Here is a 15,056-nt window from a genome sequence, read left to right as displayed (position 1 = left end):
AACGTCGTGAGACAGTTCGGTCCATATCCGGTGCAGGCGTAAGAGTATTGAGAGGAGTCCTCCTTAGTACGAGAGGACCGGGAGGAACGTACCGCTGGTGTACCAGTTATTCCGCCAGGAGTAGACGCTGGGTAGCCAAGTACGGAGTGGATAACCGCTGAAAGCATCTAAGTGGGAAGCCCACCTCAAGATGAGTACTCTCACTACTTTAAGTAGGTAAGGTCACAGGTAGAACACCTGTTTATAGGCTCTAAGTGGAAGTGCAGTAATGTATGAAGCTGANGAGTACTAATAGACCGAGGGCTTGACCTCTACAAACTTTGGTGAATTTCGCTTTCTCTGTGCAGTCTTCAGGGTTTTGTTGATGGTTGATGGTTGTTAGTTGTTTGCAGTTTTTTACAACCAACCACCAACAACCAACAAACACCAAAAAGTTTTCCTGGTGTCAATGGCGCGGTGGAACCACTCTGAACCCATCCCGAACTCAGTTGTGAAACGCTGCTGCGGCGACGATAGTTGTCGGGTTGCCGACCGCCAAAATAGCTCGATGCCAGGACTTATACTCCACACAAAAGCCTCCTCTTCATAAATAGAGGGGCTTTTTAATTGCTTTTAAGCTGTTCCACATCTAATTTGCATAACTTTGGCGGGCTGTCCGGATCACCCCACAAGAGATTGAGAAAATATAATTGTGCAATTTAAATGTGCTTTAGCTTACTAAGTTGCAGTCAATGAAGTAATCTGTCATGCTGAGGACAGCATAGACGCGCAGCAGCTCCTCGTAGGGTAGCATATCGGAGATTCTACCCTACACTTAGGGCGTAGCCCTCCTCGTAGAGTAGCCGCAGAAGCGTCTACAGAATGATATGTTAGAATGCAACTTGGTATTGGTTGATGTCACATTTTTCTACATATTTCTACACAAATCTGAAATCTGAAAAGTGTTGTTTATTTGCCCATCATACCGCTCCCGCAGTAAAAATCTATTGACACATCATGAGACAAATTTTTCAAAATCTCCGTCAAGTGTGTATAACCTGAATGTCCAACTTCCATATCAAGACAACATGAGTATTATTCGTCTTCTAAAGCTTCTGCGATTAGCGATCGCCTATAGTTTTGCTATTTTGGCAGGTCGCAATTCAACAGTCCAGAGTTTTTCCTGATGACTATTGACTGTAAACTATGGACTAATAACTAATTTATTAATTCGTAGCAATTATTTACATATTTTGTAGTATTATATTTTATTTTGTAACTATTTAATTATCCCAGTAGGTCTATTCCTTTAGACTGATCTTCAATAGAAAACATTTGGGATAAGCACAAATGCATTCGGTAAATCTTATTTGTCATGAATTTGTTATTGCTGTCTCTTTTGTCGCTTGTGTTGTCGGTCTAATTATATTGTTGGATAACAAACAGCAAAAAGATGATACAGACGCAACAGAGCTAGTTTTGTTTAGAATGACGTTCTCTTATTGGCTCGTTTACTGTGTTGCTTTTGCCATTGAAAAAATTCTTTTACCAAATTGGGAAGCTCTACAAATGACTTTGAGAATTACTACCGCTCTGTCATATTTTTTAACATTTTCTTGCATTGTCAGCCTGCCTCTACACAAATTCGCAATGCGACGGGTTGAGGAATAGTTGTTAGTTAGTTGTTGGTGGTTGGTAGTTGGTGGTAAACAAGTAACAAACAACAAACAACTACCAACTATTACTTTTGCATGGCGATCGCCAATGCTTCTTCGAGTTGTTCCTGTGACAAAGTGGTCAAGATAAACACTTCTTGCACTGTTTTACCTTGACGTGCGATGACTTTAAAACCCCCACGAATTGGTACAGACACCCGCAATTGCAACTTTGGACTGTGACCTTTCACTCTTCCAATTTCTCCTGGTGTTATTGTTTGAATTCCATCTAACTTGCAGAGACGTTCCAAAATGGGAATCAGACCAGAGATATGGGTTGAGTGATTCCAAACTAATCTGCCATCTTTGGCAGGTGTTGCCTTACGGGTGTCTGCGGTGGGTTTAGTCATGATTTTTACGCTGCTTCCAGAGGAGCCATTGTTAAACCAGCTCGACGCAACTGCTGGTGATAAAGTTCAGCTGGTTCTTGGGGCCCAATCCAAACAATGGCTTGACCCTCGTAGTGTACCTGGTTAGTAAGTTCCCAAGCGCGATCGCTAGTCATCCCCGGAATATATTTCATCAAGCACTCAGCGACATGCTGAAAAGTATTAAAATCATCGTTCAAAACAATGACTTTATAATTCGGGTAGCTCTTGCGGGTAACTTGACTAGACCGTTCAGGAGCTACAGTTGGTGCCGTTGCCATCCCGTAAACAGCTGCTGAAAGTCTTGTAATCATAAGAATACTTAGCCAACGGGTCTTTACAAAACTACATCACAAATAACAGTTTAGTACATAGTCACTTGTCATTTGTCCTTTGTCATTGGTCATTTGTTTTTACTAATGACCAATGACTAATGACCAATGACTACTTCCAATCTTCCCAATTTTGATTAAAAATCGAGGTATCTGGGAAAGCAGTGGGGTTGCCGTTTTCTTTTAACAACCTTTGCAGGGCAATAAGTTGCGGTTCAATCTTTGGTAATTCATCCACTAATTGGTAGGGAGCGATATTATTTTTCAAGGCAAAAGCAGCCGTGGTCCCCGCCGCAGCACCAGCAGACCATTCAAAAGAGTGTACTCTATACGCTGCCGCTGCAATGTGGCTCGTCGCAATACTTTTACCTCCGACTAGCAAGTTATCAATTTTTTGGGGAATCATCGCCCGCAGGGCTATTTGGAAGGGGTAAGCTTGTCCTGCACCACGTCTTTCACCTGCACGTTCCGTATTTCCGGGTGCTTCTGGTGGGCTTTTGGTCATGCAAGGATGGAAGTCAATTGCATAGTGACCAATACCTATCGCATCGGGGAAGACAGTAGAACGAGTTCGCCTAGCAACGTTTTCTGGGCGCTTTTGTCCAGTAAGCACCGATAAAGCTTCTAAACCAGACAATGCTGCTTTTAAGCGGCGATACTCAGCAGGTGGAAGTGCCTGGCGGTAATATTCATCATCGTAGTTGCGGCGAGAAATATCAATTTCCCAAATACTAAAGCCACCAGGTGCTCCCCAACTAGGACGTCCAATGATACGTCGCCCTTCGCGCATATACGGATATTTTGACAAGCCATGTGCTGTCCCCATCGGTGAATTCAGCCCAGCAAGAAAGCGATTATTCGATTGCGGCTGCTTGACAGCCTTCCCTAGTTGGGAATCTGTAGTACCTGCTACTAACCAGTAAAAATAACCTAATGCGTGTTCCTCGGCTTTACGCAAAGCTTCTATCCGCAATCCACCCATCCAACCATCTGATTTCAACTGCCCGGTAGCTTGGAGTTGTTGGCGAGTATAAATGAGGTTATCCTTGGCGGTTCCGGGGCGATAGTCATTACCCCAAGTCCAGTTTTGCATGGAAATGTCGCCTGGGGTAGGAGCTGTAAAAGTTATACCGCCAAATTTCATTGTTTCTCCTTGGCGGGGACTCTTGATGCGGCGGTAGGTGAATACTAAAGGAAAGCTTGCCAATCGTGATAATTCATAGCTGTAATAGGGTGAATACTGTTGATAGAATGGGGGCATTGTATGCTGCTTAGGTTCGCGAGTAGCCTCCATTGCAAATGTGTAAGTAAAGCCTTGAGTGCAATAGGGATCGTTAGTAGCACTAGAGGAAGAAGGCTCTAAATAAGAACGAGCGTCTATGCCCAAGCGATAGGGGACATCAGCAAGACCGATAATTTCTCCGGTTTCGGTGGTATCCATAACATACCAGTTAGGAGCATTACCTTTTTTTGCTCGCTTGGGAGCAAAGCGAATAATGGTTTTGGTAAAGCGAGACGAGTTTTGGTAAGTATAGGTGTCTTTAATGGTTTGAGATAAGGGAAACGTGTTTAACGGTGGTGCGTTGGGGGCTGGCCGATGTTGGATGGCGATCGCATTATTAATTATTTTCCCATCCGCACTAATATTTAAGTCCTTAATTACCGTATTCGGAAACCATTGCAGTTTGCCCTTACCCTGTTTTGCCGCATCTTTGAGCATAGAACTCAAAATTTCATGACCATCGCGGGGCATAAAACAGGAATCGCTTACCCAACAGTCACCAGGATTGAGTTTGCCGTACTTGCGTTCAATCCGCTTTCGCAAATCCAAGTAACCGCGAGAGTAATATAACTTGGCACGCTGGGTTGGTCGTTCATCAAGTGCAGAAGTTCCCTGAGAAGAAATTTGTCCTCCTAACCAGTCAGTAATTTCTGTCAAGCAAACTGTTTTACCTGCCAGTAACCCCTCGTAGGCGGTAGCAGCACCAGAAAGTCCGCCACCAACCACAAGAATGTCACAGTTTACCGTTTTGTCAGGGGTTCTGGGTGTTGCGGCAATAACAGAGTAAGGTGCAATAAAACTAGAAATGAGAGTGAGATTGATAAAAGATGTTTGAGGAAAGGCTACTAAGTGTTTGCGCTTCATGTTAAATCTGATTCCGTTCAGCTCCTACATCAGAATTTATACCTTAGCTCTTAATTAAAAGTTAGGGGTAGGCTCTTAAATCCGTCACAACAGGATGAAATTCCTATCTTGCCAGTAGAGATTTGCCACGGCACGTCTCTACGCAGCCAGCAATTTATTTTACGGCTCTTAATTAAGTGAAATTAAACCCTACGGGTGTCTAAAGGCAACAAACCGCAATTTTGTTTTTGCTAGGTACTTTATCAATTCTTGAAGACGCTAACACCCTTAATATGTTTTTTTTCGAGTTAATCAGATATATGTAATGAAGCTCACAGTGCCAGAACTACCCGAAGACCGTCTTCAACTAGCAACATAACACGGTCACACAGAGTCTCTGGAATTGAAAGAAGCTAATGAGCATATAAAATCAGGGCTGAAGCCCTTACTACAAGCGAATCAGTCTGGAAAAATGAATGACGATTAGCTTAGCTGTTTTCATGGCAATGGTTTAACCAGAGTTATACCACGCTCTTAGCACTTGCAATCAATGCGACGCGCTACTACAGCGATTGGCGATCGCACCAGTAACTAGAGGGTCAGGTCATATCATATAGGTTTAGGTCTTCTAAAGCAGGGAGGGTAGGCTTTAAGGCTTCAGGTACCCTTGATGTCAATGTGGGCTGTAGGGCTTCTCGAACCTTTTCGCTAATCAGGTTTGCTAGTCGTCTAGCATCTTGTGTAATGAGATCGGGACTCCACAGAGCGATCCGTCGAAATGTTGTGAGGAGATCCTGCGCCTCTTGGTAATCCTGAGACTCAACGGCTTCCCTCAGCTTCTGATAGGGCTTTTGCAAATCAGGGAGCCTAAACCAGTCTGAACGTTGTATGCTGGCGCTAATACAAAACACCATGTAGGGATAATTCTGTACTAGCTGCCCTGTAGTCCGGCTAACCAACCGATAATCGGGCTGTGTAACTAGCAGATCGCTCACATTAACGGTTCCTTTCTGAGCGCGCATCACAACATACCACCCTGTTTTCGGGGGAGTCATACCTGCGGATACTCCGATCTCCAGAATGGAACCATCAGAGGCACCTGTAAGAGCATCGATGCCCTTTTTGAGAGGCTCTATGAAGGGGATAGCAGCGCTAACGAAGGAAACACCCGCCTTAGAAGCAATCGTTTCCAGCACATCGATAAAGGGAGCAGCTAAATCGGTCTCCTTTACTGAGAACAACCCTAATTCAAAACCTAGACACCCACCACGATAGGGAATCGGGCCGAGCAAAGGCTTATTGACTTGGACAACGCGATCCAGATTCTGGGGGTCGATCCTTCTTAGTTCGGTAGGTGCGATCACAAAGTGAAAGGCAGCATCTTCACCAGACATATGCGGCAGTGTAGAAAAGCTGTGAACCATACCGTAGAATTTCGTAGTCAGCTTACGAACATTGACAATGCGCATTGAACGCAAAGTGATAGTAAAATAAGCTTTGTCTTCAGGAATAGACACTTTATCAAATGCTTCTTCAGGAGGAACCTGAGTTGGTTCAAGTTCCTCAAAAATCCAATCTTTGGCCCGTGTAATGAACAGCTGTTTCCACCATCCCATAGTGTGCCTCTTAGTTGACTAAACGGTCGTGCCCAGCCCAAGCGCGTTATAAACCGCGTGAGCCCACATCCAAGACGAGAATTCGGGATACTCGCCTAACCCTGTGCGGTTGAAGCTAAACCCCACAACATAGTCGTTTTCGTCAATCAATGTAGCCCCTGAATCACCGGGGCTAGTGATTGGTTCAGTGTAGACCTTGGGCTGGCTGCCAGGCAAAAGGCTAAAAATACTCATGTCATGTCCTTTAACATAGGTGTTCTTAGTGCCCGAAGCAATTCCGGTAAATTCTACTCGCGCAGCCACAGGAGGGGCATATTTCATTGGTCCTTGTGTTGAGTAACTGTTTGCTAGCGAATAATTATTTAGTTGAATGAAACAACTGTCGGTAATGTAATCTGCTTCTCGGATAATTCCTTGCTGACCGTTGATCCAGACTATTCTCCCAAGCACGCCCTGAATGCCCTGAGTGTTCATGATGGTATTAAGGTCGTTCAACTGGTCAAAAACACCGTGTAGACAAGCTGTCACACCGAAGCCATACGTGTCATGATAGCTAGCAATGCCTACTGTGGAAATTGCGGAATTATACGCTGTTGTAGCAACACCCCAGGCTGGTGAGGGAATTATTGATTGCAGTACGTTCATAGTTAATGAAGGCACCACTACTGGCATTCGAGCAACTAAAGCCTTAAATGGCCGACTGTACGCAATCTGTTCTAGATCTTGAGTGCTAAGCGCTTTTAAGGAAGTGCTTAAGATTTGACTTCGCTCTGTGATTGCTTCTAGAGACACAGCTTCACGCTTGCGGAACTGACTAAATTCGGCAAGCTGCTGTTGTCGCCAGCGGCGATACCCATCTTCTAAAGCTCGGTAAGACTGATCTAAACTAAGCTCGGTTGGGGCCTCTTTTCGATATTGTGGACTCAAGATAAGCAGATTGTAGTGAGTTCTTCCATAGTCATTGCCATGTGACACAACAATATTTTGCCCAGAAAGATTTCCTACATCAGCAATACCCAGATTCCATAATTCGTAGGTAAACGGAAGTGAAGCAGCAATAATCTGCCACAAAACTGTAGCGGTTGTGGCTTCTGTGGCACGTTCATTTCCAATGAGGTTGTACAGTGCACTAAACAACTGAGTATGCGACAAGATGGCAGAACCTTCGCCCTCATTGGCACCAGCAAGATTTTGCTGCATGAACTCGCTAATGTTCACTTGTTTCCTCTACATATTGATGATTTAATGCACAACTGAGCGCTTCTGCTGACCTAGTGGCGTGACCTGGCTAATTTGATGCATAAATATAACTATTGTGGGGTAGGCATCTTGCCTGTTCTGGGCGGGCAAGATGCCTACCCCACAAGAAAATCATAATGCGCTATTTTAAGGCGGTCACGCTACTAGGCTGACACTGAAGAACGATTGCTTACTATTTTCTAATAAAAAGTTTAATCAGATAGCCCACATTAACGTGTAGAAATAAAACGTTCAAACTTTTCACGATTAATGCAGTGTTTACTGGTGCAATTAATGTACTTTTAACAGTAAATATAAGCAATCCAACTACTTATTAGCCAGCAATTTTTCGTATATCTCCCCACAATGGGATCAAAAGTCGAAAGTTTGCATATATCTACCCATGAAGGGATAAAAAGCCGAATTTTTCTACATAACATCCTAAATTCCAAGTCTTTTATAAACCATTCACATACGCTTTGGCAGCTTAACTTGATTTTGAACTCGAACAGATAACCTCGAATACTGCTTCTACCGACAACCTAAGCAGTTTAACTACAACCAGTCTGTAGTTACCTGGCAGTGCGACCAGAACTGAACACTCTTGACCCCTAATTCGATCCCAACTCAGCAAACAACTTTGCCAAAACCACATTAGAAAACAAAAACCCATCGGGATCGGTTAAGCGCAACCTTTCTCCCACAACTTCCATCCAGCCTTTCTCAAAGTACAAATCGCAACACTTCCTAATCTCTTCTACCTTCTCTTCCCCAAACTGTTCTGCCAACACTCCCAAACTCACACCTTCTGCCAAACGCAACCCCAACATTAAGGTTTCTAACAAAATTTCATCTGGTGATGTCACTTCACAATCAATCACACACCCAGTTTCCACCCATTGATAATATTCCTTTGTTTTACGCGGACGAGTAAACCGCTTCCCTTCTACATAACTCGCTGCACCCATGCCAAAGCCATAATAGGGGTGATTTTCCCAATAAACTCGATTATGCCGACATTGGTGTCCGGGTTTAGCATAGTTGGAAATTTCATAATGCTCGTAGCCTGCACCAGTTAAGATTTGCTGTGCTATCCGGTACATTTGCACCGTCATTTCATCGGTTGGTAGAGGAGCAGCACCAGGTTTATAATAACGACCAAAGGCAGTCCCAGGCTCGATAGTTAGATCGTATATAGATATATGTGTCGGTGCGATCGCAACTGCTTTTTCTAAATTCTCCTGCCACCTGTCTAAAGTTTGATGCGGCAATCCCGATATTAAGTCTATGCTGAATTCGGGAACCCCGACTTGATGAATTAAGCCTACTGCTGCAAAAATATCAGCAACGGTGTGCGATCGCCCACAAACTTGCAATAAATCTGCATGAAACGCCTGTACACCCAAACTAACACGGTTGATCCCGGCGCTGCGATAACCTTGGATGTGTGCTAAATCGAACGTACCTGGATCTATTTCCATAGAAATTTCTGCACTAGGAGAAATATCAAATTTTTGTTTTAAAGCTGTCAATATACGTTGTAACTGCTGCACAGATAGAAGAGAAGGAGTACCACCACCAAAAAAAATAGTCTCCAAAGGCTGACCAAAATCAAGCGCTATCGCAATTTCTTTACATAGCATTTCTACGTATTTAGAGACAGTGCCAGATGTTTCACCGCGCAAGCGATCGCCCAAAACCGCAATGGGAAAATCACAGTAAAAACATCGACGCCTGCAAAAGGGAACATGTATATAAGCAGCACTGGGAATTATTGAAACTATATATTTTTGTACCATTTTGAGTAACAATTAAAATATCATTCTAAGAATTACAAAACATGAATATTAATACGTTATTAACAAATTTTTATCGTTTTTCAACAAAAAGATGGCAATAATAAAGCATAAAAATCTTTGGTTATAATGATTGCAGATGTTATCTGTCTCAGCCTTTAGGATGAGCTTAAATATTGTAAATCTATCTTAGCGATAAGTTTAAAAATACTAGACTTATCAGCTAACACAGTTGTAGGAAAGCAATACAACCATGCTTGATGCAATTATCATTTTCTCATTCATATTCGCAGCAGCAGGTGTAGGGTTCTACAGTATCGATTTGCTACCAAGTGGGGCACTAGATCGGGTGACGAACTTAGAGGCTTTGCGCTTAGTTGTTGCCGCTTTTGCTGCTATTATTGGGGGCGCAGTCGGACTGAGATTCCAGACCGAATATCGGCGTCTAGAGGCGCAAGTCCGGGAAATGCCCTTTGAAGTCATCTTGACTCGGGCGATCGGTTTAGTAATCGGGTTGCTGGTGGCTAACTTGATGTTAGCACCAGTGTTCTTGCTGCCAATTCCTGTTGACTTTAGCTTTATCAAACCACTGGTAGCAGTTGTTGGTAGCATTGTGCTGGCATACACCGGCATGAATCTAGCAGACACCCACGGACGCGGATTGTTGCGTTTAATTAATCCCAACACCGTGGAAACAATGGTAGTAGAAGGAACACTTAAACCAGCTAGCACAAAAGTTTTAGACACTAGTTGTATTATCGATGGTCGCATCGAAACACTACTAGAAACTGGCTTTTTAGAAGGACAGCTTCTGGTACCGCAATTTGTTTTGCAAGAATTGCAACAGGTTGCAGATGCCAGCAAAGACCAAAAGCGGGTGCGGGGAAGACGCGGACTAGAGATTCTCAACCGGATCAAAACAATGTACCCCGATCGCATTTTGATCAACCCAGTGGACTACGACGATATCACTACCGTAGATGCGAAGTTAGTACGGTTTGCCCAAGAAATCAACGGCACACTACTAACCAATGACTACAACCTATCCAAAGTTGCTAGCGTTCAGAAAGTGCCTGTTCTGAATGTTAACGATTTAGTAAACGCTGTACGTCCCACCTACTTACCAGGCGATAACATTGACCTGAAGATTCTCAAAGAAGGTAAAGAACCCAGTCAGGGAATTGGCTATTTAGACGACGGCACAATGGTTGTTGTTGAGGAAGGTAGTAGTTATGTGGGTGGTGAATTGCGGGTAGTCGTTACCAGTGCTTTGCAAACTACTGCTGGAAGGATGATTTTTGCCAAACCGCAAGCTTCGGCATTGGCATGAGGAAAAATGTCAAGTTTAAATTTGATCAAATCCTCTGAATCGGTGCGGATTGGCTGCACCGATTCTTTTTTGCGATCGTTTCTTCAAAGAATTCAAGAGTCAGGAGTTATTGGTTAGTAGTTAGTGGTTAGTAGTTGGTCATTAGTCATTGAATTTTTTACCATTCCCAATGCCCTATTCCCCATTCCCCACTCCCCCACTCCCCCACAGCCCCCAACCCCAGAGGGGGCCCCTAGCCCCCACTCTCCCACAGCCCCCACTCCATCTCAGTGCGATCGCCAATTAGATGGACATGATATTATTTATGCGCTGTCATAAAAGTAATTGATTAAAATCAACAATAAAAAATAAAAAAATAATAAAGAATTAGAATGAAAGCGATAAAATTTACTGTTTTGACAGCTATTACTAGCATTGGGTTGGGGATCGTTAGTTATTGGGGAACGGTGGCGATCGCATTACCGCCGCCAGAAGATACACCAGAAGAAATCTTACGGACAGAAATTATCACAGCGGCGCGATCGCCTCTTGATGGCAGACCCCTAACAGCCGCAGAATATGCACAACTGCAAGCCCAATTGCAACAAGGTCCACCACCAAAACTGAGTCCTAAGATACGGCAAAATATCTTTTTACTGAACCTGCGTAAAGCGTTACTTCAGCTTTTCCCATTTTTGGATACATTAATTTAGTCATTAGTCATTAGTCATTAGTCATTAGTCATTAGTTATTTTCCCACTCCCCCACTCTCCCACAGCCCCCAACCCCAGAGGGGACCCCTAGCCCCCACTCTCCCACTCCCCCACTTCCTCAACTTCCCTAAGTAGGATGACCACCGAGACAAAATTTGCAAATAAATGTAAAGAATATATATAGAACTTAAAAAAGCGAATTTACTTAGCCACTTTATTCAATTAACGTAGGTAGCTGCATGTCTATGACCACGATCGCCCCTGAACAGGTAAACCGCATTGTTTGGAATCAGCATCAAGATCCGTTTGAAGTACTGGGTTCCCATCTCATAGAAGAAAATGGCACCAAAACCGTCTGGGCTGTGCGAGCGTACCTACCCAATGCCAGTGCAGCGTGGGTTATCCTTCCAGAGGAAAGGAAAGAATACCCAATGCAAACCGCGCATCATCCCCACTTTTTTGAATGCGCGATTGAAACAAAAGAATTAGCAAACTACCAGTTAAGAATTAAAGAAGGGGAACACGAGCGAGTCATCTACGATCCTTATGCTTTCCGTTCGCCCCGCCTGACCGACTTTGATCTGCACCTGTTTGCTGAAGGTAATCACCACCGGATTTACGAAAAACTGGGAGCGCACCTCACCGAAGTAGACGGCGTCAAAGGCGTGTATTTTGCTGTTTGGGCACCCAATGCCCGCAATGTCTCCATCATAGGCGATTTCAACCAGTGGGATGGACGCAAACACCAAATGCGTAAAGGTCAAACTGGAGTTTGGGAATTGTTTATTCCCGAACTTGGGGTAGGAGAACATTACAAATACGAAATAAAAAATATAGAAGGCCACATATACGAAAAATCCGATCCCTACGGTTTCCAACAAGAACCCCGTCCCAAAACAGCATCGATTGTCACTGATTTAGATAACTATCAGTGGAACGACCAAGACTGGATGGAAGTGCGGCGTCACACCGATCCCCTAACTCAGCCTGTTTCAGTTTACGAAGTACATTTAGGCTCTTGGTTACACGCCTCTAGTGCCGAACCACCCAAACTCCCTAATGGGGAAATTGAACCTGTAGTTCCTGTTTCTGAACTCAATCCCGGCGCACGCTTCCTCACCTACCGGGAATTGGCAGACCGACTGATCCCTTATGTTAAAGATTTGGGATACACTCACATTGAATTATTGCCCATCGCCGAACATCCCTTTGATGGTTCCTGGGGTTATCAAGTCACCGGGTACTACGCCCCTACTTCCCGTTATGGCAGACCTGAAGATTTCATGTATTTTGTTGACCAATGCCATAAAAACGGAATTGGCGTAATTGTGGATTGGGTTCCCGGTCACTTCCCCAAAGATGGTCATGGTTTAGCTTTCTTCGATGGCACTCACCTTTACGAACATGCCGATCCCCGCAAAGGCGAACATAAAGAATGGGGTACTTTAGTATTCAACTACTCACGCAACGAAGTCCGCAATTTCTTAGTTGCCAATGCCCTGTTCTGGTTTGACAAGTACCACATTGACGGCATTCGCGTCGATGCTGTTGCCTCGATGCTCTATCTCGATTATTGCCGCAAAGAAGGCGAATGGCTGCCTAACCAGTACGGTGGTAGAGAAAACCTAGAAGCAGCTGATTTCTTGCGTCAGGTAAATCACATTATTTTTAGTTATTTTCCTGGCATTGTCTCCATTGCCGAAGAATCTACGTCATGGCCAATGGTTTCCTGGCCTACCTACACTGGCGGATTGGGCTTTAACTTAAAGTGGAATATGGGCTGGATGCACGACATGCTCGATTATTTCAGCATGGATCCTTGGTTCCGTCAGTTCCACCAAAACAACGTCACCTTTAGCATGTGGTATCACCACAGCGAAAACTTCATGTTGGCACTTTCTCACGATGAAGTCGTGCATGGCAAGAGCAATATCATCGGCAAAATGCCAGGGGATAGATGGCAGAAGTTCGCTAACGTGCGTTGTTTGTTTAGTTATATGTTTGCTCACCCAGGCAAGAAAACCATGTTTATGAGCATGGAGTTTGGGCAGTGGAGTGAGTGGAATGTTTGGGGCGATTTAGAATGGCATTTGTTACAGCATGAGCCGCACCAACAACTCAAAGAATTTTTCAAGGATCTAAACCATCTCTATCGCAATGAACCTGCTTTATACACTCTCGATTTTGCTCAGGAGGGCTTTGAGTGGATTGATTGTAGTGACAATCGCCATAGCGTAGTTTCCTTCATCCGCAGAGACAAAGACTCTGAAGATTTCGTTATCATCGTTTGCAACTTCACACCCCAACCCCATTCCCACTACCGCATCGGTGTGCCGGAACCAGGATTTTATACCGAGTTGTTTAATAGTGATGCGCGTCAGTATGGTGGCAGCAATATGGGTAATCTAGGCGGTAAATGGACGGATAATTGGTCAATGCACAACCGTTCCTATTCACTAGATTTGTGTTTGCCACCCTTGGGAGTGTTAATTCTCAAGTTGGATAGGAAGAAGACAGCAGAAGTGATGGAATCTTAATCGAGAGGGTGGGCATTGCCCACCCTAAATTTTTGACTGGTGATTATATTTGGAATTTGAAGTCGGTGAGTAGCCTTGATAATTTACGCCCTCTGCGGATGAAAAAAATTCCCTTTTAGTTAGTCCAAACTCTTGTCTAGTAAGGATTTGGGCAATCGCTTTGATTCTTTAGCGTACAATTTTCCCGTTTTGGCACGATGACCTCAAAACTGACGGCTGAGATGAGCTGCTGCCGGAAGCGGGAGCGACGCAGGAGCGGACGCTGGAGGCAGTCAGCTCCATGCCCTTGTTCGGCGGCTGCTTACAGCCAGCGACGCACAGAAGCCTTATAGGGCAAGTAGTCCGACGGGAAGCGGGTCTCCAGGTATTGCTCCTCTCGCGGGATGACCACGAACGACATCAGCGCCACCGCTGGCATGAGGGTGACGAGTAGCCAGAGACTGTTGACCCAGCATGCGACTCCGATCTGGAGCAGCGAGAAAGACAGATACATGGGATTGCGGCTGCAACGATAGGGCCCCGTGCGCACGATCGTGGTGGTGGGACGATTGCCCCGCACGGGCGTGCCAGCGATCCAAAACGTGCGAACAGCGTAGAGGAACAGAGCGACGGCGACAAGCACTACAGTGCCCCCGAGTGGCACGCTCACGGCACGAGGCACGAGCCGAACTGGCCATGCGAAATGCAGCAACAGACCCAGGGCGATCGCGCCCAGGTATACCAAAGGAGGCCGCACGATCCCGGGGTTCGCGACTTCCGGAACCATGCCTGTCTCCGCCTTATCGCTGCGATTATTGCTTGCCATGAGATCCCTCCAGGTGTCGCGGCAGAACTGCCGGCTGGCGACTCCACGACCAGAGCCGTTGCAGTCGCCTCCCACTGTATGCGACGGTTGATGGCTGTATCGTACTGTTCACAGCCATACTCATACTATACTACCATGAACACGGTAATATTTCGTTGTCCTACCATGAGGGAAAGACGGCGACAAGCGTCAAAATATTCCACATCGGTGAATAAATGCCGCTTGCCACGCTGTGTTAAATAGGCTTCCATGAAAGATGAGAGGCGATCGCCAGCAACGCGTAGGGGTTCAGGGAGAGGATTTGGGTTAAATTTCTTGGAGAAGGGCGATCGCACTCAATAAGCTCAGAATAAAATTGAGCAATCGCACCTCTGTTTGGGAAGCGTTATCTAGGTGAACACATGCGATCGCAGTTCTCTAGAAAAAAGCGATCGCAATTCCACAACAAGCTGTCGTTAGATCACAACAAGTTGTCCTTAGATCACAACAAGCTGTCGTTAGATCGCAATATGTAGATCCCCC

General features: G+C 44.9%; 12 protein-coding genes, 1 rRNA gene and 1 other annotated feature. Of the genes, 5 read left to right on the top strand and 8 right to left on the bottom strand.

The genetic code is table 11. The features are described 5' to 3' along the window. Nucleotides 1–37: 37 nt before the first annotated feature. Nucleotides 38–300 (top strand) — a sequence feature (23S ribosomal RNA rRNA prediction is too short). A gap of 138 nt (nt 301–438) precedes the next feature. Then, nucleotides 439–556 (top strand): 5S ribosomal RNA (gene rrf, locus FIS9605_RS0112480). A gap of 773 nt (nt 557–1,329) precedes the next feature. Then, nucleotides 1,330–1,650, top strand: coding sequence for a hypothetical protein (locus FIS9605_RS45175; protein ID WP_026732877.1), 321 nt, complete (start codon nt 1,330–1,332; stop codon nt 1,648–1,650). 70 nt (nt 1,651–1,720) lie between these two features. Here the strand turns inward: FIS9605_RS45175 and FIS9605_RS0112470 are convergent, their stop codons facing one another. From FIS9605_RS0112470 to hemW, 6 genes are all read right to left on the bottom strand, one after another. Further along, on the bottom strand, nt 1,721–2,044 hold the full coding sequence (locus FIS9605_RS0112470) for a DUF2103 domain-containing protein (RefSeq protein WP_026732876.1): 324 nt from the start codon (nt 2,042–2,044) through the stop codon (nt 1,721–1,723). 5 nt (nt 2,045–2,049) lie between these two features. Beyond that, nucleotides 2,050–2,376, bottom strand: a complete 327-nt coding sequence (gene clpS, locus FIS9605_RS0112465) for an ATP-dependent Clp protease adapter ClpS (protein ID WP_026732875.1) — start codon at nt 2,374–2,376, stop codon at nt 2,050–2,052. A gap of 130 nt (nt 2,377–2,506) precedes the next feature. After that, nucleotides 2,507–4,540, bottom strand: coding sequence for an FAD-dependent oxidoreductase (locus tag FIS9605_RS0112460; RefSeq protein WP_026732874.1), 2,034 nt, complete (start codon nt 4,538–4,540; stop codon nt 2,507–2,509). Between the two features lie 578 nt (nt 4,541–5,118). Further along, nucleotides 5,119–6,135: a hypothetical protein gene (locus FIS9605_RS0112455; RefSeq protein WP_026732873.1), complete on the bottom strand. Its 1,017-nt coding sequence runs from the start codon at nt 6,133–6,135 to the stop codon at nt 5,119–5,121. 18 nt (nt 6,136–6,153) lie between these two features. Next, nucleotides 6,154–7,353 (bottom strand): hypothetical protein, encoded by a 1,200-nt coding sequence (locus FIS9605_RS0112450; protein ID WP_155960410.1) that lies wholly within the window; start codon nt 7,351–7,353, stop codon nt 6,154–6,156. Nucleotides 7,354–7,985: 632 nt separating this feature from the next. Next, complete coding sequence (gene hemW, locus FIS9605_RS0112445; RefSeq protein ID WP_026732871.1) at nt 7,986–9,173, bottom strand: radical SAM family heme chaperone HemW; 1,188 nt, start codon at nt 9,171–9,173, stop codon at nt 7,986–7,988. Nucleotides 9,174–9,423: 250 nt separating this feature from the next. Here hemW and FIS9605_RS0112440 point away from each other — a divergent pair, with 250 nt between their 5' ends. The 3 genes from FIS9605_RS0112440 to glgB all read left to right on the top strand — a co-directional run bounded on the left by FIS9605_RS0112440 (nt 9,424) and on the right by glgB (nt 13,729). Then, entirely contained in the window at nt 9,424–10,500 is a 1,077-nt protein-coding gene (locus tag FIS9605_RS0112440; protein WP_026732870.1) for a PIN/TRAM domain-containing protein, read from the top strand. Between the two features lie 371 nt (nt 10,501–10,871). Next, the gene (locus FIS9605_RS0112435) at nt 10,872–11,192 is read left to right on the top strand and encodes a hypothetical protein (RefSeq protein WP_026732869.1); all 321 of its coding nucleotides are present in this window, start codon (nt 10,872–10,874) and stop codon (nt 11,190–11,192) included. 245 nt (nt 11,193–11,437) lie between these two features. After that, nucleotides 11,438–13,729, top strand: a complete 2,292-nt coding sequence (gene glgB / locus FIS9605_RS0112430; RefSeq protein ID WP_026732868.1) for a 1,4-alpha-glucan branching enzyme — start codon at nt 11,438–11,440, stop codon at nt 13,727–13,729. A gap of 301 nt (nt 13,730–14,030) precedes the next feature. Here glgB and FIS9605_RS0112425 read toward each other — a convergent pair whose 3' ends face one another. Then, nucleotides 14,031–14,534, bottom strand: a complete 504-nt coding sequence (locus tag FIS9605_RS0112425; RefSeq protein WP_051469982.1) for a methyltransferase family protein — start codon at nt 14,532–14,534, stop codon at nt 14,031–14,033. Between the two features lie 125 nt (nt 14,535–14,659). Then, nucleotides 14,660–14,869 (bottom strand): hypothetical protein, encoded by a 210-nt coding sequence (locus tag FIS9605_RS40925; RefSeq protein ID WP_072032384.1) that lies wholly within the window; start codon nt 14,867–14,869, stop codon nt 14,660–14,662. Nucleotides 14,870–15,056: the final 187 nt, after the last annotated feature.

Source organism: Fischerella sp. PCC 9605, from assembly GCF_000517105.1.
GTDB lineage: Bacteria > Cyanobacteriota > Cyanobacteriia > Cyanobacteriales > Nostocaceae > PCC9605.
This window is presented reverse-complemented; position numbering and strand designations above follow the sequence as displayed.

Coding starts and splice junctions, on each gene's coding strand:
- FIS9605_RS45175 (WP_026732877.1), top strand. CDS start 1,330: ATGCATTCGGTAAATCTTATTTGTCATGAATTTGTTATTGCTGTCTCT.
- FIS9605_RS0112470 (WP_026732876.1), bottom strand. CDS start 2,044: ATGACTAAACCCACCGCAGACACCCGTAAGGCAACACCTGCCAAAGAT.
- clpS (WP_026732875.1), bottom strand. CDS start 2,376: ATGATTACAAGACTTTCAGCAGCTGTTTACGGGATGGCAACGGCACCA.
- FIS9605_RS0112460 (WP_026732874.1), bottom strand. CDS start 4,540: ATGAAGCGCAAACACTTAGTAGCCTTTCCTCAAACATCTTTTATCAAT.
- FIS9605_RS0112455 (WP_026732873.1), bottom strand. CDS start 6,135: ATGGGATGGTGGAAACAGCTGTTCATTACACGGGCCAAAGATTGGATT.
- hemW (WP_026732871.1), bottom strand. CDS start 9,173: ATGGTACAAAAATATATAGTTTCAATAATTCCCAGTGCTGCTTATATA.
- FIS9605_RS0112440 (WP_026732870.1), top strand. CDS start 9,424: ATGCTTGATGCAATTATCATTTTCTCATTCATATTCGCAGCAGCAGGT.
- FIS9605_RS0112435 (WP_026732869.1), top strand. CDS start 10,872: ATGAAAGCGATAAAATTTACTGTTTTGACAGCTATTACTAGCATTGGG.
- glgB (WP_026732868.1), top strand. CDS start 11,438: ATGACCACGATCGCCCCTGAACAGGTAAACCGCATTGTTTGGAATCAG.
- FIS9605_RS0112425 (WP_051469982.1), bottom strand. CDS start 14,534: ATGGCAAGCAATAATCGCAGCGATAAGGCGGAGACAGGCATGGTTCCG.